Origin of the sequence: Winogradskyella endarachnes (genome assembly GCF_009741275.1) — a bacterium.
Lineage (GTDB): Bacteria > Bacteroidota > Bacteroidia > Flavobacteriales > Flavobacteriaceae > Winogradskyella > Winogradskyella endarachnes.
The window spans coordinates 61,434-83,531 of record NZ_WOWS01000002.1 but is presented as its reverse complement, the minus strand read 5'-3'; the positions used below and the strand labels follow the sequence as shown (position 1 = coordinate 83,531).

The window sequence follows — 22,098 nt, the reverse complement described above, 5'->3', positions numbered from 1 at the left end:
TTTTGTATTTTTCAGTCTAAAGTGGTAAACCTGTATGCAAAAGCTTTTTCTTTTATTTTTAATTTCTAGTTTTTTAGGCTTTACGCAAGAAAAAAACCAACCACCCATTACAGCTACAGCGACTTTAAAAGATTCTACTATTATAAAAGCGAAGTCTATTTTTGGAATAGATAATTATAAAACCTTTTATTACGCAACGGAAAATAACACCTTCAATAAAAAAACAAAGGACACCACTATTAGTTATTCTAATTTTCAGTTAGGGGAAATTACATCTGCAAATACATTTAATCCTTTAAAAATAAATCTGTTCTACAAAGATTTTAATACGGTTATAATTTTAGATAATCGCTTGGCTGAGATTTCAAAAATTGACTTTAATTCTAATACAACCTACAAAAACGTATCGTTTGTATCTTCTGGCTATAACAATACGCTTTGGTTATTTAATGAAGATTTTCAATATTTAGAATTATACGATTATGCTTCAAATAAAACCAAACTAAAAACAGTACCTGTACAGTCTAAAGTTTTAGATTTAAAAAGTGATTATAATTATAGCTTCTTACTCACTGAAAACTATCTTTATATCTATAATTATTTTGGAAGCTTAATTAGGAAACTGAAAAATAAAGGTTACGAAAGTTTAACATTTAACGAAGCGCATTTGGTTTTAAAAAAAGAAGATTCCTTGTTCATCTTAAAAAAAAACCAAACAGAAATATTACCTATTAAACATCCAAAAATGTTAATAAATCAGTTTTTGGTAACCAACGAAACAGTGTATCTTTACCACGAAAATTTACTTCGTCATTACCAACTAAAAATAGAATAGATTATGCATGTTGCTGTTGCAGGAAATATAGGAGCTGGAAAAACTACGCTTACAAAATTACTAGCCAAACATTTTAAGTGGGAAGCACAGTTAGAAGATGTAGTAGACAATCCTTACCTAGATGATTTTTACAATCAGATGGAGCGCTGGAGTTTTAACCTGCAAGTTTATTTTTTAAATAGTAGATTTAGACAAGTTAATCAAATCCATGATAGCGGAAAAGACATCATTCAAGATAGAACTATCTATGAAGATGCGCACATCTTTGCTCCAAACCTTCATGCTATGGGTTTAATGACCAATCGCGATTTTGAAAATTATTCGTCTTTATTTGAGTTAATGGAATCTTTTGTAAAAGGACCAGATTTACTTATTTATTTACGTAGTTCTATTCCTAATTTAGTGGCACAAATCCATAAAAGAGGACGCGATTACGAAAACACAATCAGTATCGATTATTTAAGCCGATTAAACGAACGTTATGAAGCTTGGATTACAAAATACGATAAAGGCAACTTATTAATTATAGATGTAGATAATTTAGATTTTGTTGCCAATCCTGAAGACTTAGGAGACATAATCAACAGAATTGATGCTGAAATTAATGGTTTATTTTAAAATTAAAATCTTTAACTATTACCCTTAAATTTGAAATATTTTTTATTTGCTTTAGCATTATTATTTACATTTAACATACAGTCACAAAACGACTCTATTTCTGCTGGTAAAAGAATATGGAACAATTTTAAATACGACGGAATCTCAGTTATAAAAAGTGTTGGTAATGCTTATACGCAACCTTTAAGATGGCAAAAAAAAGATTTTATTACTGCTGGTAGTTTTATTGCAGGCACAAGTTTATTGTATTTATCAGACAATGAAGCTCAGCGTTATTTCTCTAAACAAGCCGAAGATGTACCTGTAGTATTAAAAGATTTTGGGTGGTATTTTGGAAGCCCCCAAAATTTCTTTATGGTATCTGCAGGTGTATATGGTTTTGGTTTGCTTACCAAAAACGAAAAAGTAAGATATACAGGTGTTTTAATTTTGTCTTCTGCTGTTGCTTCTGGGTTATTTCAAACTATTACAAAAACGGCTGTTGGCAGAGCTCGACCAAACGAAGGTGACCACAATAGTTTTAAAATGTTTAGTAATTTACCTGGTTACCATTCTTTTCCTTCTGGTCACTCTATTTTATCGTTTTCAATGGCACATGCTATAGCGAAACAGTTTAATAATTTCTGGGTAAAAGCCGGAATTTATGCTGTTGGTTCTATTGCACCTATTTCTAGATTATGGGAAAACGCACATTGGATATCTGATGTTGGTTTTGGTATGGCTATTAGCATAGTTATTACGGATGGTATTGATAACTTTTTAAGAAAAACAAATCGGTACGAGTTTCAAGAGCCAAAACAAATCTCTTGGCGACTAAAAATGGGAGCAGGCACTATTGGTGTTGTCGGCACATTTTAATATCATATTAAAATTATTGTAATAAATTTAAACTTTTACTAATAAGTAAATGAGTTAACAGCTGGTTTTTAAAACTTAGCATTTAGCTAACAACACTTCATTTTTATAACTTTATTTTTACAGTTATGAAATTGTACAATTCTAAGGTATTCCACAGAGATTTATCATGGTTAAGATTTAACCACAGAGTATTACAAGAGGCTTCAGACAAACGAAACCCTTTATACGAGCGCATAAAATTTTTGTCTATTTTTTCTTCAAATTTAGATGAGTTTTATAAAGTTAGAGTTTCCGATATAAGGCAAATTAAAAACCTAAAGAAACCATTTCGAAAAAAGCTAATTACTAAACCAAATAAAGTTTTAAAAGAAATAAATAAACAGGTTGATATTCAACAACAAGAATTTGGTAAAATTTTTAAAGAACAAATTATACCAGATTTAAAAGCTGAGAATATTCATCTTATTAATCACAATCAGTTTTCGACAAGTCAACAACAAATAGCTTTAGATTATTTTGAAAATCAACTTATCTCTCAACTAAATTTAGAAAGTAGCTTTTACAGTTTAGACGCATCAGTTTTTGTAGAAAATGAAAATTCGTATTTAGTAGCGTTTTTAGAACGTAAATTTCAGTTAATAAAAATACCTAAAAGTGAATCGCGATTTTTTTCATTTCCAGAAGAAAATGGCAATCACTTTATAACCTTTATAGATGATATATTAAGACACGCCCTTTCTAATGCTTTTAATGAAGATGTAACCTATTACGCAATAAAAATTTCTAGAGATGCAGAACTTTATATAGAAGACGAGTTTTCTGGTGATTTAATGAAAAAGATAAAAGCATCTTTACCAAATAGAGAAACAGGTCAACCAACCCGTATTCTCATTGATTCAGAAATGCCAAAAAAAGAACGAGAGTCATTAAAAACCTTGTTAGATGTATCTATTGCAGATTTCATTTTGGGTGGTAATTATCACAACTTTAAGGATTTTTACAGTTTTCCTAATCCTACGGATAAAGATTTCTCATATCCTATTTTTAAACAAATTGAACATTCAAAATTATCTAAAGCAAATTATATTTTTGATGTTATAGATGAAAAAGACCAACTACTTCATTACCCTTATCATTCCTTTACACCTGTAATACAATTATTAGAAACAGCAGCTAATGACCCAACAGTGAGCACAATTAAAATGACAATGTATCGCTTAGCTGATGAATCTCGGTTAAACACAGCCCTTGCAAAAGCGGCCAAAAATGGTAAGAACGTAATTATTTTTATTGAAGTTAAAGCCAGGTTTGACGAGGAAAATAATATAAAATGGGGACAAATTTTTAAAGAAAATGGCGCTACTGTAATTTATAGTTATGCCGAAATAAAAGTACATTCTAAAATTATTTATATAGAAAGGGAAATAGAAGATAAAACCAAAAGATACGCTTTAATAAGTACTGGTAATTTCAACGAAAAAACGTCTAAAATTTACAGTGATTTTAGTTTAATTACCGCCAATAAAAAAATCACTAAAGACATTAATAAGGTATTTTTAGTGTTACAAGGCATTACAATTATACCTAAAACAAAACTGGTTGTAGTATCACCATTTAAAACCAGACAAACGTTTGAAAATTTAATTCAGAATGAAATAGATATAGCTAAAAATGGTAATAACGCTTATATTATTTTAAAGATGAATAGTCTAGAGGATAAAAAATTAATTTCAAAATTATACCAAGCAAGTAATGCTGGTGTGCAGATTAAACTAATTGTAAGAGGTATTTGTTGCCTAATACCTGGTATAAAAAATCAGAGTGAAAATATAACCATAACCAGTATAGTAGATCGTTATTTAGAACACAGTAGAGTTTATATTTTTGGTAATAACAAAAAAGAGGTAATGTACATTGGCTCTGCCGATTGGATGACAAGAAATTTAAATCATCGTATTGAAGTTTTAACACCAATACTAGATGCTGATATTCATAAAACTATTAGAGATATTATTACATTACAACTTAATGATAATACTAAAGCTAGACGTATAGATAAACAGCAAAACAATATTTATGTCTCATCTACTAACAAAGACATAAGAGCCCAATACGCTACATATAATTACATAAAAGAATTAAAAAACTAGGATTTTATAAAACCGTTTTTTGTGGCGTGCTCAATGGCTTGCTCACTGCTTTCTACCATTAAAACCATTGTAGTTTTGTAGTTTTCTACCAAACCTTTTACACGCAACATTTTCTTTTTGTGTTGTACACTACGAAGGTAAATTGCTAAAATACGATTTGGAAATTCTTCTGCAATTTCCATATAAATGTCTGGATCATGCTCACCACTATCACCAATTAAAATAAACGGTAAATTGGGATATGTTTTTAAAAGATTAAGAATTTCTTTTTGTTTCTGAGGTTTTTCATCTTGAGGCTTTTTCTTTAAAAAATTACTCAAACTTCTTAATAAAATTGGGCCTTTAGGAAATTTGTTTTGTCTCAAAAACAACTCTAAATAACGATACAAATTCCATGGACTATGACTAACGTAAAAAATGGGGTTTGCATTTTCGCCAGATATCCCTTTATGGAGTTTATGGTAAAATTCTGCTGCACCCTCTAACGGAATTCTATTTTTAGCATGTCTAAAAATGGAGTTATAAATTACTTTCCATTTTAAGGTAGACACCACACCTGTGTGCAAAATGGTATCATCTATATCACTCGCTACGCCAAATTGTGCTTTAGTGGACGGAATTAAAATTTCACCGGGAAATCTATTTTCATTCTGTATGATCCGTTTAATCTTTAAATCGTCATAAGACAACTCAAATGACAACCAACCTTCTTTATTGGTAAGTGCTTTTAGGTTTTCTAAATTTTCTTCAAATTTATAATACCCTTTATTATCAGTAACACCTTTAAGTATGGTATTATTTGGCAAGGTTATACTTACACCTACGTTTTTAATTTCATCAGTTTCAAAACGCTTCCATGTATTTACAATAAGATGCCAAATATGCTGTTCATCTAAATCTATAGACTCATCTTCTAATGCTCTTCCGCGCGCATAAAAATGAGAATCAGTACCATAACCTTGAAAAGCAATAATCTGTAAAGGGTCTTTCTTTAACCAGCTCAAATGAAATTATTTTTAATAATTTTCAAGATAATAAAATCTATAAAGCTAAAAAACATCTTAACCATTTTATCTAAATTTAGATAGATAAACTGTAAGTCTTCATAATTATAATTAATTTCGCTACATGATAAGAGCATTACAATTACGTATTAATTTACATGAAGAAAAACAGTCAAACAGCTTGCTAAAAAAAGCAGCTTATAATTTGGACATAAAGGCTTCTGAAATTTCTGGAATTAAAATTCTAAGAAAATCTATTGATGCGCGTAAGCGAAATATCATGTTTAATTACAAGGTTGAAGTTTACATTAATGAACCCATGCCAAAAACCTCAGCTTATCATTTTAATTATAAAGATGTTTCTAATGCAAAACCAATTCATATCATCGGATTTGGACCAGCCGGCATGTACGCTGCACTGCGTTGTATAGAATTAGGTTTTAAACCTATTGTTTTAGAACGTGGCAAAAATGTAAAAGATAGACGACGCGATTTAAAAGCCATTAACCAAGATCATCTTGTAAACGAAGATTCTAATTATTGCTTTGGCGAAGGTGGTGCTGGCACTTACTCTGATGGTAAACTTTACACCAGAAGTTTAAAACGTGGTGATGTACGTAGAGTATTTGAAAATTTGGTGTACCATGGTGCAACGGATCAAATATTAGTAGATGCGCATCCGCATATTGGTACTAATAAATTACCAAAGGTTGTCACTAATATTCGTGAAACTATATTAAAATTTGGTGGTGAAGTTCATTTTGAATCTCGTGTTTCAGACTTTACTTTAAAAGACAATAAGATTGTTGCACTTCAACTTTTAAATGGAAAAGAACTTGATGTTGAAAAGGTAATTTTAGCAACTGGTCATTCTGCAAGAGATATTTTTTATTTATTGAATAACAAAAAAATTAAACTAGAAGCAAAATCCTTTGCAATGGGAGTTAGAGTTGAGCATCCACAAGAAATTATTGATAGTATACAATACCATTGCCCAGGCGAAACTAGAGATGAGTTATTACCAGCGGCTTCTTATAGTTTGGTAGAACAAATTAACCATAGAGGTGTATACTCTTTTTGCATGTGTCCTGGTGGTTTTATTGTACCTGCTGCAACAGCAAATGGAGAAGTTGTAGTTAATGGAATGTCCCCTTCTAAACGAAATAATAAATTTGCTAATTCTGGTATTGTTACCGAAATAAATGCAGATAAAGATTTATATAAATACAAACATTTTGGTGCTCTAAAAGCTTTAGAATATCAGAAAGATTTAGAACGTTTAGCCTTTACCGCTGGAGGCAGAAAACAATCTGCGCCTGCACAAAAGCTAACGGATTTTGTGGAAGGCAAAACATCAACCAGTTTAAACGAAACTTCATATCAACCAGGTTTAAAATCTGCACCTTTACACTCTTTATTACCAAAAATAATAGGTGGTTCACTACGAAAAGGTTTTAAAGCATTTGGTCAAAAAATGAAAGGGTATTACACCGAAGAAGCTAATATTATTGGTGTAGAATCTAGAACCTCATCTCCTGTGAGTATTCCAAGAACAGAAACTTTAGAGCATCCAGAAATTGCTAATTTATTTCCATGTGGAGAAGGTGGTGGTTATGCTGGTGGTATCATATCTGCAGCTATGGATGGTGAGCGTTGTGCTGAAGCCGCGTGCTCTTAATGGAAATAAAGAATTAATTACGTTTAAAGATATTATTCCTATTTTTGCATAACTAAAATCACAACCAATGAAAGCATATATATTTCCAGGGCAAGGTGCTCAATTCTCAGGAATGGGATTAGATTTATACGAAAACTCACCTATTGCACAAGAATTATTTGAAAAAGCTAATGATATTTTAGGATTTTCAATCACAGATGTAATGTTTGAAGGTTCCGCTGAAGACTTAAAACAGACAAAAGTAACACAGCCTGCTATATTTTTGCATTCTGTAATTTTAGCAAAAACGTTAGGCGACTCTATTAAACCAGATATGGTTGCTGGTCACTCACTAGGAGAATTTTCTGCTTTGGTTGCTGCAGGTGCATTAACTTTTGAAGATGGATTAAAACTAGTCTCCCAACGTGCTGAAGCTATGCAAAAAGCTTGTGAAATTCAACCAAGTACTATGGCTGCAGTTTTAGGACTAGAAGATGAAATTGTAGAAAACGTTTGTGCTCAAATTGAAGGTGTTGTGGTTGCTGCCAACTATAACTGTCCTGGTCAGTTAGTAATTTCTGGCGAAGTAGATGCTATAAATAAAGCATGTGTAGCTATGAAAGAGGCTGGTGCCAGACGTGCTTTAGTTTTACCTGTTGGAGGTGCGTTTCACTCACCATTAATGGAACCTGCTAGAGAAGAGCTTGCTGCTGCTATTGAAAGCACAACTTTTAGCAAACCTAATTGCCCTGTATATCAAAATGTAACAGCGACAGCAATTACAGATGAAAATGAAATAAAGGCTAATTTAATTTCTCAGTTAACGGCTCCTGTGCGTTGGACACAATCTGTACAACAAATGATTAAAGATGGTGCTACAAGTTTTACTGAAGTAGGTCCTGGCAAAGTTTTACAAGGCTTAGTTAAGAAGATAAACAGAGCATCAGAAACAGCTTCTGCAACTTTTGAAACTAACGCATAAAATCTACTGCTTTGAATAGAAACTTATTCATTACTCTGCTTATTATTTTCAATATTGCTATAGATCAAATTTCTAAAGTTATTGTGCGCAAAACCTTAACTTTTAAAGAACAAATTGATGTAATTGGCTCCTACTTTCAGTTAATTTGGGTAGAGAACAAAGGTGCTTTTTTGGGTATGGGAAGCGATATGAATCCGACACTTAGGTTAATTTTTTTATTAATATTACCAACTATAGTTTTAGGCTATGTAGTGTATTACATTGTAAAAACTAAAGAATTAGATAGACTAAGTCTTATCGCTTTCTGCTGTATTGTTGGTGGTGGAATTGCAAACGTTTTTGACCGTATTGCATTTGGCCAAGTTACCGACTTCTTCTTTATAGACTTAGGAGGCATTTTTAAAACTGGTATTTTTAATGTCGCTGACCTTTCTGTATCAGCAGGTATGGTAATGCTTTTACTTAGTGGTTTTTTAAACCGAAACAAAGAAAAAGTACTTACAGAGTCTAAATAATCAGTTATAATAAAACTAGAAACATTGGTGATTAGCGCGCCAATTGGCAATCTTCACAATCTTTAACTTCTCCATAATACGTCTCGCGATATTTATGTAAAGTTTTATAAGGTATATTTAAAAATTGCTTTTTAATATAGGTAACTTCAGTGAGTAGAACACCCATTTTCTTAGTGAAACGACCTTCTGTTTTGGTCTCTCTTTTAATACTTATCAATTTCATGTTTCTCAATTATCATTCTATGCAAAGCAACAAAGAATGATAACCAACACCAAGTTATAAACGTTAAAACCTAATTAAATCTTTAAGTAATATGGTATGTTAAATCAATTCACCAAACACTTAAAGCATAAGTAATCTCAATTGGTTAAGATGAATATCTCATAATGAGAAGAATTGTTACTTTTTATAAATCACACCTTCTTTCATTACAAAAGTGACATTTTCCATTGTAGAAATTGTAGTAATAGGGTTTTCATTTACAGCAATAATATCTGCGATATAACCCGATTTAATTTGCCCAATTTCTTCGTCTAATTTTAGTAACATAGCATTAGTAATTGTAGCACTCTGTATAGTCTCCATTGCTGGCATTCCGGCTTCAACCATATACCCAAATTCTTTACCATTATCGCCATGATAAAACACAGCTGCATCAGTACCAAAAGCAATGCCAACACCAGCTTTATAAGCTCTGCCAAACATTTTTTGAATTTTAGGTCCAATATCTAAAGCTTTAGGCACAATAATTTCTGGATAATAGCCATCAATTTGAGCTTTTTCTGAAACAAATTTACCAGCTGTAATTGTTGGTACTAAATACACATCGTGTTTTTTCATTAACTCCATAGTCTCAGCACTCATTAACGTACCATGCTCAATGGTTTTAACACCTCCTAATATAGCGCGTTGCATGCCTTCATCTCCATGTGCATGAGCCGCAACATGAAATCCGTAATCTTTAGCAGTATCACAAATAGCCTTTATTTCTTCAACTGTAAATTGAGGATTTTCCCCACTCTTAGCGACACTAAGCACACCTCCTGTGGCTGTAATTTTTATTAAATCTGCTCCATTTTTATAACGTTGTCTTACGGCTTTTTTTGCATCTTCTACACCATTAACCACACCTTCTTTAGGTCCAGGATTTCCCATAATGCTTTTCTTAGCGCCATTGGTTGGGTCTGCATGTCCACCTGTTGTTGCTAAAGCTTTTTCGGCTGTAAAAATTCTTGGGCCTTCAATTTTACCTGCATTTATAGCATTTCTAAGCGCTACATTTACACCAGAACCACCTAAATCTCTAACGGTTGTAAAGCCACTCATTAAAGTGACTTTAGCATACTTCACCGAATTAAAAGCAATGTCTGCATCATTAAGGGTATAATCTTCTAGATAAGATTTAGGATTTGTTTCGCCTTCAATATGAACATGCATATCTATTAATCCGGGCATTACGGTTTTAGATTTTAAATCTACAGTAATATCCTCTGCATTGTTTGGAGTTATATATCCATTTTCTACCGAAATAATTTTTTTACCAGAAACTACAATTGTTTTTTCGCTTAAAACTTTCCCAGATTTAGTGTCTATTAATTTTCCGCAATGTAGATACGTACTTTGTGCTGATATGGACAAAGCAGACATAAACACTAAAATTCTGAGTATAGTTTTCATAATAAATAAATAATTATTTGTTTCTTATTTTCTGTTCCCATTTCCAGGCAGAATCCATGGCGTCATCTAATGTTAATTCCGTTTTCCAACCCAAAACATTTAAAGCCTTAGCAGTATCTGCATAAGCTGCAGTTACATCACCTTCTCTTCTATCTACAATTTTATAATTTAAAGCTTTACCAGAAACTTTTTCAAAAGATTGGATGGCTTCTAAAACCGTACTTCCCTTTCCTGTTCCGAGATTAAAAAACTCAAAATTGGTTTCATTATTCTCATTTAATAAACGTTGTAAAGCCACAACATGTGCTTTTGCCAAATCTACAACATGTATATAATCTCTAACACATGTACCGTCTGATGTTGGATAATCACCACCAAACACAGAAAGCTGTTCTCTTAAACCTACACCTGTTTGTGTTATGTAAGGCACTAAATTTTGGGGAACTCCAATTGGCAATTCACCAATATTTGCAGAAGGATGTGCACCAATTGGGTTAAAATAACGTAATGCAATTGCATTAACCTCCTTATTAATGTTACAGGTGTCTCTTATAATTTCTTCACCAACTTGTTTAGTATTACCATAAGGGGATTCTGCTGGTTTAACAGGTGCGTTTTCCGTAATTGGTAGTTTATCTGCTTGTCCATAAACTGTACAAGAGGAACTAAATATAAAATTCTTTTTACCTAAACCACTTAATTCTTGAAGCATGTACACCAAAGTCGTTATATTATTTTCATAATACATTAATGGTTCTGCAACACTCTCTCCAACGGCTTTACTGGCAGCAAAATGAATAACACCAACAATATCGTTATGACGCTTAAAAAAATCTTGAACGTCTTGTTTTACTTTTAAATCTAATTTTTCAAAAATTGGTTTTTTATTGGTTATTGCAGTAATGCCATCTAAAACATCAACGGAAGAATTAGATAAATTATCTATAATAACCACCTCATAACCTTCGTTTTGTAATTCTACAACGGTGTGAGAACCAATAAAACCTAAACCTCCTGTTACTAATATTTTCATATTTTAAGATTTGTTATTTATAAAATTAAGAACTGTACTAGTTATAAATTCAATTTGATCATCTTCTAATTCGGTATGCATTGGTAATGAAATAACCGAATTAACAAGCTGATTAGTAACTGTAAAATCAGATTCATTGTAACGCTGATCTAAATACGCTTTTTGTCTGTGAAGAGGAATTGGATAATACACACCACATGGAATATTATTTTCTTGTAAATGGGCCACCAAAGCATCACGATCTACATCTTTTAAATTTAATGTATATTGGTGAAATACATGGCAATCACAAACATCACAAATACCATCACAAACGTCTCTTCCTGTTGGAATAGTGATTTTTGGATGATTATTAAATGCTTCATTATATTTTCTAGCTGCATCACGTCGTTTTGCATTGTACGTATCGAGATGTGGTAATTTTGCATCTAAAACTGCGGCTTGTATAGAATCTAATCTAGAATTTACACCTACAACATCATGATGATAACGTTTGTACATGCCATGATTTACAATACCTCTAATGGTATGCGCTAAATCATCATCATTTGTAAAAATGGCACCACCATCACCATAACAACCTAAATTTTTAGATGGAAAAAATGATGTGCTCGCAGCATGACCAATAGCACCTGTCTTAGTTTTAGTACCATCTTTATGCGTGTAATCTGCTCCAATGCCTTGGGCATTATCTTCTATTACATATAAATTATGTTCTTTAGCTAAATCCATTATAGCATCCATATTGGCAGGCAAACCAAATAAATGTACAGGCACAATAGCTTTTGTTTTTGGTGTTATTGCTTTTTTAATCGCTTCTACATCAATATTAAATGATACAGGATCCACATCAACTAATACTGGTGTTAATTGTAACAAAGCGATAACCTCTACTGTTGCTGCAAACGTAAAATCTGCTGTTATCACCTCATCACCAGGCTTTAAGCCCAAACCCATCATTGCAATTTGCAAAGCATCTGTACCATTAGCACAAGGTATAACATGTTTTACACCTAGGTAATCTTCTAAGTTTTTTTGAAACTGATGTACTTTTGGTCCATTGATAAATGCCGCACTTTCCATAACTTCTGCAATTGAAGGATCTACAACATCTTTTATTTTTGCATATTGACTTTGAAGGTCAACCATTTGAATTTTTTTCATCTTAACGACAACATTTTAGTATATAAATAAACGAGCTTAAAAGCTTTAAGCGAAAGTACGAAATTGTAATGGCTATGACAACGCAATTAATTGAAAGAAATGTATTTTAGCACAAATATTTATTTTTGAAAGGACTCTACTCCATAGGAATTTATTTGGCAAGTTTTATCATTAAAATTGCGGCATTATTCAATTCTAAATTGAAGCAAGGTGTTGTTGGTAGAAAAGAAACGTTTACTAAACTTAAAAACAACATTAAGCTAGAAGATAAAACCTTATGGTTTCATTGTGCATCGTTAGGAGAATACGAACAAGGCCTACCAGTTTTTGAAGCTTTAAAAGCTAAATACCCGACGCATAAAGTTATAATTTCATTTTTTTCTCCCTCTGGATACGAAGTAAGAAAAAACACCAAAATAGCTGATGTTGTTATTTATCTCCCTTTAGATACTAAAACGAATGCCCAACAATTTTTAGACCTTGTACATCCCGATTATATTTTGTTTGTTAAATATGAAATTTGGCCTAACTTTTTACACGAAATAAAAAAACGCAACTTAAATGCCTTATTAATTTCGGCCGTTTTTAGAAAAGACCAATCCTTTTTTAAATGGTATGGCAGTTATACTAAATCTGCTTTATTTGGTTTCCGTCATATTTTTACTCAAGATGAAAACTCTAAGGTTTTACTTCAAAAAATAGGTTATGCTGACGCTTCTGTATCAGGAGATACGCGTTTTGACCGTGTTTCTAATCAGCTCAAAATAAACAACACTGTATCGTTTATTGAAGCTTTTAAAGATGATAAACTTTGTATGGTTTTTGGCAGTACGTGGCCAGAAGATGATAAGCTATATTTAGATTATATTAATACTACTAAAAACTCTGAAGTAAAATATATCATTGCGCCTCATAACATAAAAGCAAGTTATGTGGCTTCACTTAAATCGCAATTAAAGGTTAATACTATTTGCTTTTCTGAATTAGACGATACTAAAAACTTAAAAGATTATCAAGTTTTTATATTAGATACTATTGGATATTTAAGTAAAGTATACAGTTATGCAGACATTGCCTATATCGGTGGAGGCGCTGGCTCAACTGGTTTACATAATATATTAGAACCAGCTGTATTTGGTATTCCTATTCTTATCGGTAAGAATTATGAAAAATTTCCTGAAGCTAAAGCATTAATAGATTTAGGTGGTGTTACTAGCTTGGCAAGTGCTACAGCTTTCAATTCTTCTTTAAATGCGCTTATTACGGATAAATTTTTAAGACAAAATAAAGGCGTAATAACTGCTTCATTTATTAGAAAAAACAAAGGTGCCGTAAATAAAATAATGGCTTATTTTTGAGCCTTAGGATTATAGCTCAATTGTTCTAAACGTTAAATTTATTCTAGGAGTTTTTACTTTTTTAGTTGGAGGTAACCTATGCAACCAATGGGTTTGTGTTTCTCCTTGCATTACTAGCAAACTTCCTTTTACAAGTTGTATTGAAACGTTTTGCTTTGTCTTTTTATGCTTAAAAGCAAATTTGCGCTCAGCGCCAAAGCTCAACGATGCAATGGCTCCATTCTTTTTTAAATCTTTTTCACCATCGCTATGCCAGGCCATACCTTCTTCACCAGAGTGATATAAGTTAAGTAAGCAAGAGTTAAACGTTTCTCCTGTTTTTAGTTCTACTAGTTTTTTAAGTTCTAGAAGTTCTTTATTCCAAGGTAAGGCTGATTTAGTTGTTTTAGAGTAGGTATAATTAAATGGTTTATTTCCATACCAAGCCACTTTGCGTTTTGTAATAATTAATTTTCCAAAAATGATGGCTTTATCGTTCTCCCATTCAATATTCTTGAGTAATTTTTCATAATAATCTTGTGCCTGAGCTATAGACATTATAGGACCATAATAATATACTTCGCCATCGAATGGTAAACGATTAGTGGTTAATTCTGTATTAAATAAGTCCATTCTTCCTATTTAAAATTTAGAATTCACTAATCTATACATTAAAACTGCTGTTATTTTTGCTTGTGTTGCCACAGTATTTAAATTGCCATACTCCTTAATAGTATGATCACCACCTCCTCCTGTAAGTCCTAGACCGTCAATAGCCATATCTACATATGCAGATGTAAAAGAGATATCTGCTGCACCAGCATTTCTTGGATTTACAGCGGTTACAGTACCAAAACCTAAATCTTCGCTTACCGTATTAAAATAACCTAGGAGCTTGGTGCTCCCTTCCGTTAAAGATAAAGGCGGATATCCACCAGGCGAAAATTCTAATATAGCATTAGTTTGCGGATAATTTTCTGACACAATATTCTGCATTATAGTTTTTGCTTTTTTTAATTGTTCTAAAGAAACCGCTCTTAAATCACCACGAACAATTGTTTCTTGGGAGACTACATTGGTTTTACCAAAGGCATGTCCACCTGTTCCGTCATCATCTTGCTTAATTTTAGTACCTCCAATTATAAAACCTGGATTAAACGTTAAATCTTTCTCTTTTGCTAATTGAAGATAAAACTCATTTAGTATTCTTGAAGTTTCATAAATAGCACCTGTACCAATTTTATCTGTAAATACTTGTGAAGAATGTGCTGGTTTCCCAGTAACTGTAAGTTTCCAATCCGTAGAACCTCTTCTAGCAACTACAATGGTTTTTGGGTTATTGTCACCGTTTTCAAACCCTAAAGCTATGTCTGCTTTTTTAGCAGCTTCAATTAAATCCTTTTTAGAGAGTTCTAAAGGTTTTCCACTTTTTTCTTCATCGCCAGTCATTATAATTTCAATTGACATATCATCTAAAACACCAGCTTCTTTTAGAGCCTTCATGGTTAAAATAATAATAACATCACCTCCTTTCATGTCCGCAACGCCAGGACCTTTCATTATAGAATCATTTAGCATAGTGTATTCTTGCAACGGACTATCTAATTCAAAAACAGTATCTAAATGACCTATCATTAAAAACTTTGGTCCTTTTTTTCCTTTTCGTGTCGCAATTAAATGACCAGCTCTTCCATAAGCTTGGCCACTGGTTAATTTTGTAGTAAATCCTAATTGATCTAATTCTTTTTTAAATAGTGCACCGACTTTCATTACACCTTCAAAATTCATAGTACCACTGTTAATATTTACCGATGTTTTAATTAACTCTATAGCTTCTTTAGAATGTTTATCTACTGCTTTTATAATTTTATTTTCCCTCTTATTATTTTGAGAAAAACCAATAATTGAAGAGCAATACAATATAGCTATGGCTAAACATTTAATATTAAAATTTATGGTTTTCATTGTCAGGTCAGTTTGAAGTTTATTTGTTAAATAAATAGAATTGCAAAATTGTTAAAAAAGATACAAGAATATTTAAATAAAAAGAATAAAAAAATAGTCCAAACCCCATTTTAAGTTCGTATATGTACATATTATACACAGAATATTCAAAAAATTATGTTAAAATTACGATGAAATTAGTATTTTCGTACATTAACAAAAATTAACACTAAAACTATTAAAATGAAAAAAGTTGTATTAAGTTTAGCACTAGTTGCTGCATTAGGATTATCATTTACTTCTTGTAGAGAGACTGCCGATAAAGCTAGCGAAGCTATGGAAAGCGCTGCAGACTCTGCTAGTGAAGCTGTAGATGATGCTGCTGAAGCTGTAGGCGAAGCTGCTGATAGTGCAGTAGATGCTGCAAGTGAAGCTGTAGACTCTACAGGTGAAGCTATTGGTGAAGCAGCTGATGGTGCTGTAGATGCTGCGGGTAACGCTGTAGACAGTGCAAAAGAGGCTGCTGGCGATGCAGTAGATTCTGTAAAAGACGCTGCTAACAGTGCAGTTGATAGCGCTAAAGAAACAGGTAAAAATGCTGTAGATGCTGCAAAAAAAGCAGGAAGCGATGCTGTTGATACTGCAGCAGACAAAGTTAAAGGTCTATAATATTCCTTTTAAAACAAATAAAAAAAGACTCAATTTAGTTGGGTCTTTTTTTGTGCGTTAAATTTTATTTTTTATATAACCGATTCGGTATATTTTAATTCACTTGGTACAACTATAGTTTGTATGTCTGAGTCCTTATTTTCAATTTGTTCTATTAATAAATTTGTAGAAATTTCACCTATTTTATGCGCTTTTTGATGAATAATTGAGATTTTTGGACTTGATAATAATTGTGTATGCTCATAACCAAAACCAATTACAGATAAATCTATTGGAATATCCAATCCTAATTTTTTTGCCATATTTATTGCTACAATTCCTGTAACGTGATCAATAGATAAAATTGCATCAATAGACGTATTTGCTTGTAAATAATTATAAATTTTAGCCTCCACATCTAAATCTACAGCGTGGTCTAATTTTAATATATGTGGTTCTAAGTTATGATCTGTTAGTGCTTTTGTGTAACCTTCAATTCTAAGTTTTCCAACACTTAATTCTTCAATATTACTTACTAGAAGAATGTTTTTTCTTTGCTCTTTAATTATTAAATGTTCTGTCGCTTCATATACTGATTGAAAATCATCTACTATAACTTTATTACACGCAATATCATCTATTACCCTATCGAACATTAAGACAGGAAGTTGATTACTTATAGCTTCTGTAATGTGACTTGTATCCTTTTGCACCTGACTTTCTCTAGCAACGGTCATTATAAAACCATCAACACTGCCGTTAGACAACAATTCTAAACTACGTTTTTCTTTATGTAACGTTTCGTTAGAAAGACAAACTATAATATCATAATCATTATTGGTTGCTGCCATCTCTATACCATGCAACACCTCTGCAAAAAATGGATTTGTAACCGTTGGTAAAATCACGCCAATAGTTTTAGATTTATTTGTTTTTAATTGCTGTGCTATTCGGTTGGGTTTATAATTTAATTTTGTTGCTAATTCTTTAACTCGAAGTCTTGTGTTTTCGCTAATTTCATGACTATCATTTAAAGCTTTAGAAACTGTAGATACAGAAATATTTAAGAGGGCAGCTAATTCTTTGAGTGTTGTCATTATAATATTTTTTAAATAAAAAAGATACTACTAATTATACCTTTTTCAAAATATGTTTTCAATAAAAAAATTACTTTAATATTTGGCTTAATGCTTTTTCTGTGCTAGTCACTGGCATTTTACAAGTACCATTAATACAAACATAAATAAATGTTTCTTCTTCTATAAACTTGTTCTGTAATAAGGGCAGTTTACTTTTATTTGCTGCACCAGATACTAGCACATTAGGCAAATAAGTTTGATCTAATTCTGTTAATTTGAAATCTACATCTTTTCCAGAAATAGCTATCTCGTAAAAGGGATTAGAATAATTTAAATATAACACCAACCAATTTGAATATGAAGATGGTGATTTTTTAATATCTGCATTCATATTACTTAACATCTGTATTGCAAAACCAGCGTACTTTTTATTAGAATAATAATGCCCTAATTTGAATAAACCTTCTGCTAATACCGAATTAGATGATGCTATAACATTATCATAAACTTCCGTTTTACGCGCAATTAAAGTATGGTCTTTATTTGATGTAAAATAAAACATCTGTGTTTCTTTATTTAAAAAATGTTCTATGGAATAATCTGCCAATTGCTTTGCAGTATTTAACCATTCTTCATTAAAAGTAGCTTGGTACAATTCAATATAAGCCATTATAGTATGTGCATAATCTTCAGAAAAACCAGAGATTGTACTTTTACCGTCCTTATAATTATGAAACATTGAACCGTCTGTATTGATCTGATTCTCTTTTATAAATATAGCATTTTTAATTGCCTTTTCAAGATAAGATTCTTCCCCAAAAACACGATAGGCATCAACGTATGCCTTTAACATTAATGCATTCCAAGAAGTTAAAACTTTATCATCAATTCTTGGTTTTTCTCTATTGCGTCTTTCTTTAGTCAAAATAGTTTTCCAAAATTGAATTTTGGTTTGTAATTCTGTTACTTCTAAATTATTTGATGCTGCGAAATGCTTATCAGATATTGTTTTATAAAGGATATAGCGATCCTTTTCCCATTTACCTGTGCCATTAATATTATAATAAGACTTAAATAAGTTGTAATCGTTATTGAGTAATTCTTTTAATTTTTTTTCAGTCCAAGTGTAATATGCACCTTCTTCTAATTCTCCATGGGCATTATAACTATCTGCATCTAATGATGAATAAAACGCACCATCGTTTTGAGTTAATTCTTTATCAACAAACTCTAAAGTTTCTGAGACTATAGTTTTAAAATAATCGTTTCTTGTGAGTTGATACGCTTTAGAATACAGACTTACTAATTGTGCATTATCATAGAGCATTTTTTCAAAATGAGGCACATGCCACCTATCATCGACTGAATAGCGAGAAAAACCACCTCCAATTTGGTCGTAAATGCCACCATTTGCCATTTTTACTAAAGTAGTCATTACATAATCTTGAAGCGCTTTATTTTTATATTGGTCGCTGTATCGTAATAGAAAATTTAAATTACTAGGCATGGGAAATTTTGGCACTTTCTTTTCACCTCCGTTTGTAAAATCTAAAGAGGCGCGCCATTTTTTCACCATAGTCTTTAATGCCATCGGGTTAAACTGAATGTCTTCTTTATTAACCGTTATTAAGTCAGAGTTTTTTACACCTTCAGTTAATTCTTCGGCGAAGGCTATTACTTTTTCTGGGTCTTCTTTATACAATTTAGACATATCCTTAAGGATTTTTGTCCATTGTTTTTTTGTAAAATAAGTGCCACCAAAAACAGGTCTACCGTCTGGTAACGCAATACAATTTAAAGGCCATCCTCCACTACCTGTCATTAACTGAACAGCATCCATATAAATTTGATCTACATCTGGTCGCTCTTCTCTATCTACCTTTATGCTAATAAAATTGTCATTCATCAGCTTGGCTACAGAATCGTTTTCAAAACTTTCTTCCTCCATTACATGACACCAATGACATGCAGAATAACCAACAGAAATTACAATTAATTTATTTTCATCTTTAGCTTGTTTTAATGTCTCATTATGCCATGCTTTCCAATTTACAGGATTATAAGCGTGTTGCAGTAAATAAGGACTGGTTTCATTTATTAAGTCGTTAGACTTATTAGCAATATCAGTTTCCTTAGTTTCTTTACCTTGAGAACAACTAGTTAGAATTGCGACTAATAATATGTAGAAATGTAACTTAGTAAACATCTAGTATTTTCTTATTAACTATAGAGGTACAACTAAATTAAAACTTCTAAAAGTTATTTTATAAAAAAAGCGTGTTTAAATTATATAAACACGCTTTATCAAAAAATTAGATATATCGCTATTAATCTTATTCTTTAATTAATTTAATGGTTTTTAAACCTGTTGCTGCATCAATTTTTACAAAGTAAATTCCCGAATTTAAAGATGTAGCATCTATACTAGTTTCATTTGCGTTTGGTTGGATTGTGATAATTTTTTTACCCATTACATTAAATACTTCTACGATATTTATTTGAGTACTGCTAGTAATATTCCATACGCTGTTTGTAGGATTAGGATACACCTTAAATTCTTCAACTTCAAAATCACCAACGCTTAAAGCTGTTTCATTATAAAAATAGATGTTATCAAAATAAACCGTTCCATCTCCTGTAACCTTAAACTGATGAATATCTGTTAATACTTCTCCTCCTGAAGTATAATGACTTAACGGAATATCTACACTAACCCAATCTCCACCTAAAGCAGCCGGAATTGGCAAAGAATAAAACACCTCACCAGCACCTTGGTCTAATACATAAAAATCTATTACAGTTGAATTTGCTGTCCAAAAATCTAAATGTAAGTGTGTAGTAGAAGATACATCTTGAGAAACACCACCATCTGTACTTCCTAAATTAGTACCTTGATAATTTAAGCCAGCATATTTTAGAGCATCATTACTCATTACAGACTCTATGGTAACAACTGTAGATTGGCCCCAATCTGGGTTATAGTTAGTACCAGCTAAATCAGTATAAGCATCACTAAAAATTGAAATTACTTGGTTATTAACTTCATCATGTGTTGGTGTTGGTGCAGCAGCATCCGGACCAGATAACAAATAAGTTACAGTATAAGTCTCAGTAACTGTTCCATCTTGAGACACTACATCTACAGTGGCATTTCCAAGTATGTCGGTAGCTTGTGTTATTGTTACAGAAGTTGCATTTGCATCTGTTGGTGTAGCAGAAGTTATTTGCGGTACAACAGTGGTTCCTGGTGCGAGTTCGTATGTATAATTAAATGTATTTGAAGAAAAACCACTTATTGTTGCATTATCTACTTGTAAATCACTTAGGGTAGCATCAGTACCTGAAGCAGAAGGGTTTTTCCAAAAGTATAAGTTATCTATATACATAATACCTGTTCCATCTCCACCATCAAATTTAAATTGAATAGCACTGGTTAAATCTCCTGTGATACCAGCAACAGGTATATCTAATGATTGCCAAGAACCATCAACTGACGAAATAGCATGTGGTATTTCTGGTCCAGAACTAATAACATAAATATTAGTTGCTACTGTATTTGTCCAAATATCTACATGTAAATATTCCATGTTAGAAATATCTTGTGCACCTCCAAAATCTGTTCCTTGGTAATTAAAACTATCATAGCTCAATGTGTTATTACCTGCAATATCCACAACCGATTGCACTGTAGATTGTCCCCAATTTGGATTTAGATTTACCGTAGCTACATTGGTATAAGCATCACTAAATATTGATATGTAATCTGAAGTGTTTCTTGCTGGTGGTGTTGGTGCTGCAGAGGTTGGTGTGGTTTCAGCTGGTACATCAAAAGAAACCGTATATGTTTCTGTAGTTGTACCATCTGCAGCAGTAACTACAACCGTCCCATTTCCTGGCACAGATGACGCCTGGGTAATAGTTACATTTGTTCCTGTTGTAACCGTTGCTGTTGCAGAAGTAATTGTTGGTGCTACTGTTGTACCTGCCGGCAATTCATAGTCATAGCTTGTTATACCTGGATCAAAACCAGATATGGTAGCAGAATCTACTTGTAAATCTGACAATGTCGCATCAGTTGCCGCATTGTATTCGTAAATTTCGAATTCCCACAAACTATAACCATAAGGTGTTGCTCTAACTGTTCCATACATTCTTACGTATTGCCCTGTACCATCAACAATAAGATTATCTATACCTCCATCTCCTGAAGTTGTAGCATAAATTGTTGTATAGGTAGCAAAAGTTGCATCATCAGAAATTTGAATTTCGTATGTACTTGCATAAGCACCTTCCCAATTAAGCACTACTTGCCCAATAGTATAACTTGCGCCAAGATCTATAGTAATCCATTGCGGATCTTCAAAAGCTGATTCCCACCTGGTTGCTGCATTTCCATCTATAGCATTACTTGCTGGTTGCCCTTCAGTAGAAGCGGAAGCACTACCTGTTAGAGCTAAATTCTGAGTAAACCCAAATGACATTGTCATTAGGATTAAAAAAAATGTAAATTTTCTCATAATCATTGTGTTTATTTAGTTTATTATTTATTTTAGTAACAATTGCGCTATTAAAAAAGTATCCCTCTAAATACCGTTT

At 32.1% G+C, this 22,098-nt stretch carries 19 protein-coding genes; 9 read left to right on the top strand and 10 right to left on the bottom strand.

Annotated elements, in window-relative coordinates:
• The first annotated feature begins 34 nt into the window (after positions 1–34).
• The 4 genes from GN138_RS05075 to ppk1 all read left to right on the top strand — a co-directional run bounded on the left by GN138_RS05075 (position 35) and on the right by ppk1 (position 4,461).
• Complete coding sequence (locus GN138_RS05075) at positions 35–835, top strand: hypothetical protein (RefSeq protein WP_157362709.1); 801 nt, start codon at positions 35–37, stop codon at positions 833–835.
• 3 nt (positions 836–838) lie between these two features.
• Positions 839–1,453, top strand: a complete 615-nt coding sequence (locus GN138_RS05070) for a deoxynucleoside kinase (protein WP_157362708.1) — start codon at positions 839–841, stop codon at positions 1,451–1,453.
• A 30-nt stretch (positions 1,454–1,483) separates the two neighbouring features.
• Positions 1,484–2,311, top strand: coding sequence for a phosphatase PAP2 family protein (locus GN138_RS05065; protein ID WP_157362707.1), 828 nt, complete (start codon positions 1,484–1,486; stop codon positions 2,309–2,311).
• 125 nt (positions 2,312–2,436) lie between these two features.
• Positions 2,437–4,461 (top strand): polyphosphate kinase 1, encoded by a 2,025-nt coding sequence (ppk1, locus tag GN138_RS05060; RefSeq protein ID WP_157362706.1) that lies wholly within the window; start codon positions 2,437–2,439, stop codon positions 4,459–4,461.
• Here ppk1 and GN138_RS05055 read toward each other — a convergent pair.
• Positions 4,458–5,465: an App1 family protein gene (locus tag GN138_RS05055; protein ID WP_157362705.1), complete on the bottom strand. Its 1,008-nt coding sequence runs from the start codon at positions 5,463–5,465 to the stop codon at positions 4,458–4,460. The two genes, ppk1 and GN138_RS05055, sit on opposite strands and share 4 nt — an antisense overlap.
• A 124-nt stretch (positions 5,466–5,589) precedes the next feature.
• Here GN138_RS05055 and GN138_RS05050 point away from each other — a divergent pair, with 124 nt between their 5' ends.
• From GN138_RS05050 to lspA, 3 genes are all read left to right on the top strand, one after another.
• Complete coding sequence (locus GN138_RS05050) at positions 5,590–7,143, top strand: NAD(P)/FAD-dependent oxidoreductase (RefSeq protein ID WP_157362704.1); 1,554 nt, start codon at positions 5,590–5,592, stop codon at positions 7,141–7,143.
• Positions 7,144–7,210: 67 nt separating this feature from the next.
• Complete coding sequence (fabD, locus tag GN138_RS05045; RefSeq protein WP_157362703.1) at positions 7,211–8,104, top strand: ACP S-malonyltransferase; 894 nt, start codon at positions 7,211–7,213, stop codon at positions 8,102–8,104.
• Between the two features lie 11 nt (positions 8,105–8,115).
• On the top strand, positions 8,116–8,619 hold the full coding sequence (lspA, locus tag GN138_RS05040; RefSeq protein WP_157362702.1) for a signal peptidase II: 504 nt from the start codon (positions 8,116–8,118) through the stop codon (positions 8,617–8,619).
• 31 nt (positions 8,620–8,650) lie between these two features.
• Here the strand turns inward: lspA and GN138_RS05035 are convergent, their stop codons facing one another.
• The 4 genes from GN138_RS05035 to GN138_RS05020 all read right to left on the bottom strand — a co-directional run bounded on the left by GN138_RS05035 (position 8,651) and on the right by GN138_RS05020 (position 12,494).
• Entirely contained in the window at positions 8,651–8,842 is a 192-nt protein-coding gene (locus GN138_RS05035) for a hypothetical protein (protein ID WP_157362701.1), read from the bottom strand.
• Between the two features lie 177 nt (positions 8,843–9,019).
• Positions 9,020–10,297 carry a metal-dependent hydrolase family protein gene (locus GN138_RS05030; protein ID WP_157362700.1) on the bottom strand — a complete coding sequence of 426 codons (1,278 nt, stop codon included), beginning with the start codon at positions 10,295–10,297 and terminating at the stop codon, positions 9,020–9,022.
• A 13-nt stretch (positions 10,298–10,310) separates the two neighbouring features.
• Positions 10,311–11,330 carry a UDP-glucose 4-epimerase GalE gene (gene galE / locus GN138_RS05025; RefSeq protein ID WP_157362699.1) on the bottom strand — a complete coding sequence of 340 codons (1,020 nt, stop codon included), beginning with the start codon at positions 11,328–11,330 and terminating at the stop codon, positions 10,311–10,313.
• A gap of 3 nt (positions 11,331–11,333) precedes the next feature.
• Positions 11,334–12,494 carry a DegT/DnrJ/EryC1/StrS family aminotransferase gene (locus tag GN138_RS05020; RefSeq protein WP_157362698.1) on the bottom strand — a complete coding sequence of 387 codons (1,161 nt, stop codon included), beginning with the start codon at positions 12,492–12,494 and terminating at the stop codon, positions 11,334–11,336.
• A gap of 125 nt (positions 12,495–12,619) precedes the next feature.
• Between GN138_RS05020 and GN138_RS05015 the strand changes: the two genes are divergently transcribed.
• Positions 12,620–13,852: a 3-deoxy-D-manno-octulosonic acid transferase gene (locus tag GN138_RS05015; RefSeq protein WP_157362697.1), complete on the top strand. Its 1,233-nt coding sequence runs from the start codon at positions 12,620–12,622 to the stop codon at positions 13,850–13,852.
• Positions 13,853–13,861: 9 nt separating this feature from the next.
• On the opposite strand, the gene GN138_RS05010 is transcribed toward GN138_RS05015, so the two are convergent.
• Positions 13,862–14,464 (bottom strand): alpha-ketoglutarate-dependent dioxygenase AlkB family protein, encoded by a 603-nt coding sequence (locus GN138_RS05010; protein WP_157362696.1) that lies wholly within the window; start codon positions 14,462–14,464, stop codon positions 13,862–13,864.
• 9 nt (positions 14,465–14,473) lie between these two features.
• Positions 14,474–15,796, bottom strand: a complete 1,323-nt coding sequence (locus GN138_RS05005; RefSeq protein WP_157362695.1) for a M20/M25/M40 family metallo-hydrolase — start codon at positions 15,794–15,796, stop codon at positions 14,474–14,476.
• Positions 15,797–16,018: 222 nt separating this feature from the next.
• On the opposite strand from GN138_RS05005, the gene GN138_RS05000 reads away from it, so the two are divergent.
• Positions 16,019–16,444, top strand: coding sequence for a hypothetical protein (locus tag GN138_RS05000; RefSeq protein ID WP_157362694.1), 426 nt, complete (start codon positions 16,019–16,021; stop codon positions 16,442–16,444).
• A gap of 71 nt (positions 16,445–16,515) precedes the next feature.
• Here the strand turns inward: GN138_RS05000 and GN138_RS04995 are convergent, their stop codons facing one another.
• The 3 genes from GN138_RS04995 to GN138_RS16010 form a co-directional block, all read right to left on the bottom strand.
• A complete protein-coding gene (locus GN138_RS04995) occupies positions 16,516–17,520 on the bottom strand; it encodes a LacI family DNA-binding transcriptional regulator (protein ID WP_157362693.1) in 1,005 nt (334 codons plus the stop codon).
• A gap of 70 nt (positions 17,521–17,590) precedes the next feature.
• Entirely contained in the window at positions 17,591–19,708 is a 2,118-nt protein-coding gene (locus tag GN138_RS04990) for a thioredoxin domain-containing protein (protein WP_157362692.1), read from the bottom strand.
• Positions 19,709–19,835: 127 nt separating this feature from the next.
• Positions 19,836–22,019, bottom strand: a complete 2,184-nt coding sequence (locus GN138_RS16010; RefSeq protein ID WP_197429317.1) for a galactose-binding domain-containing protein — start codon at positions 22,017–22,019, stop codon at positions 19,836–19,838.
• Positions 22,020–22,098: the final 79 nt, after the last annotated feature.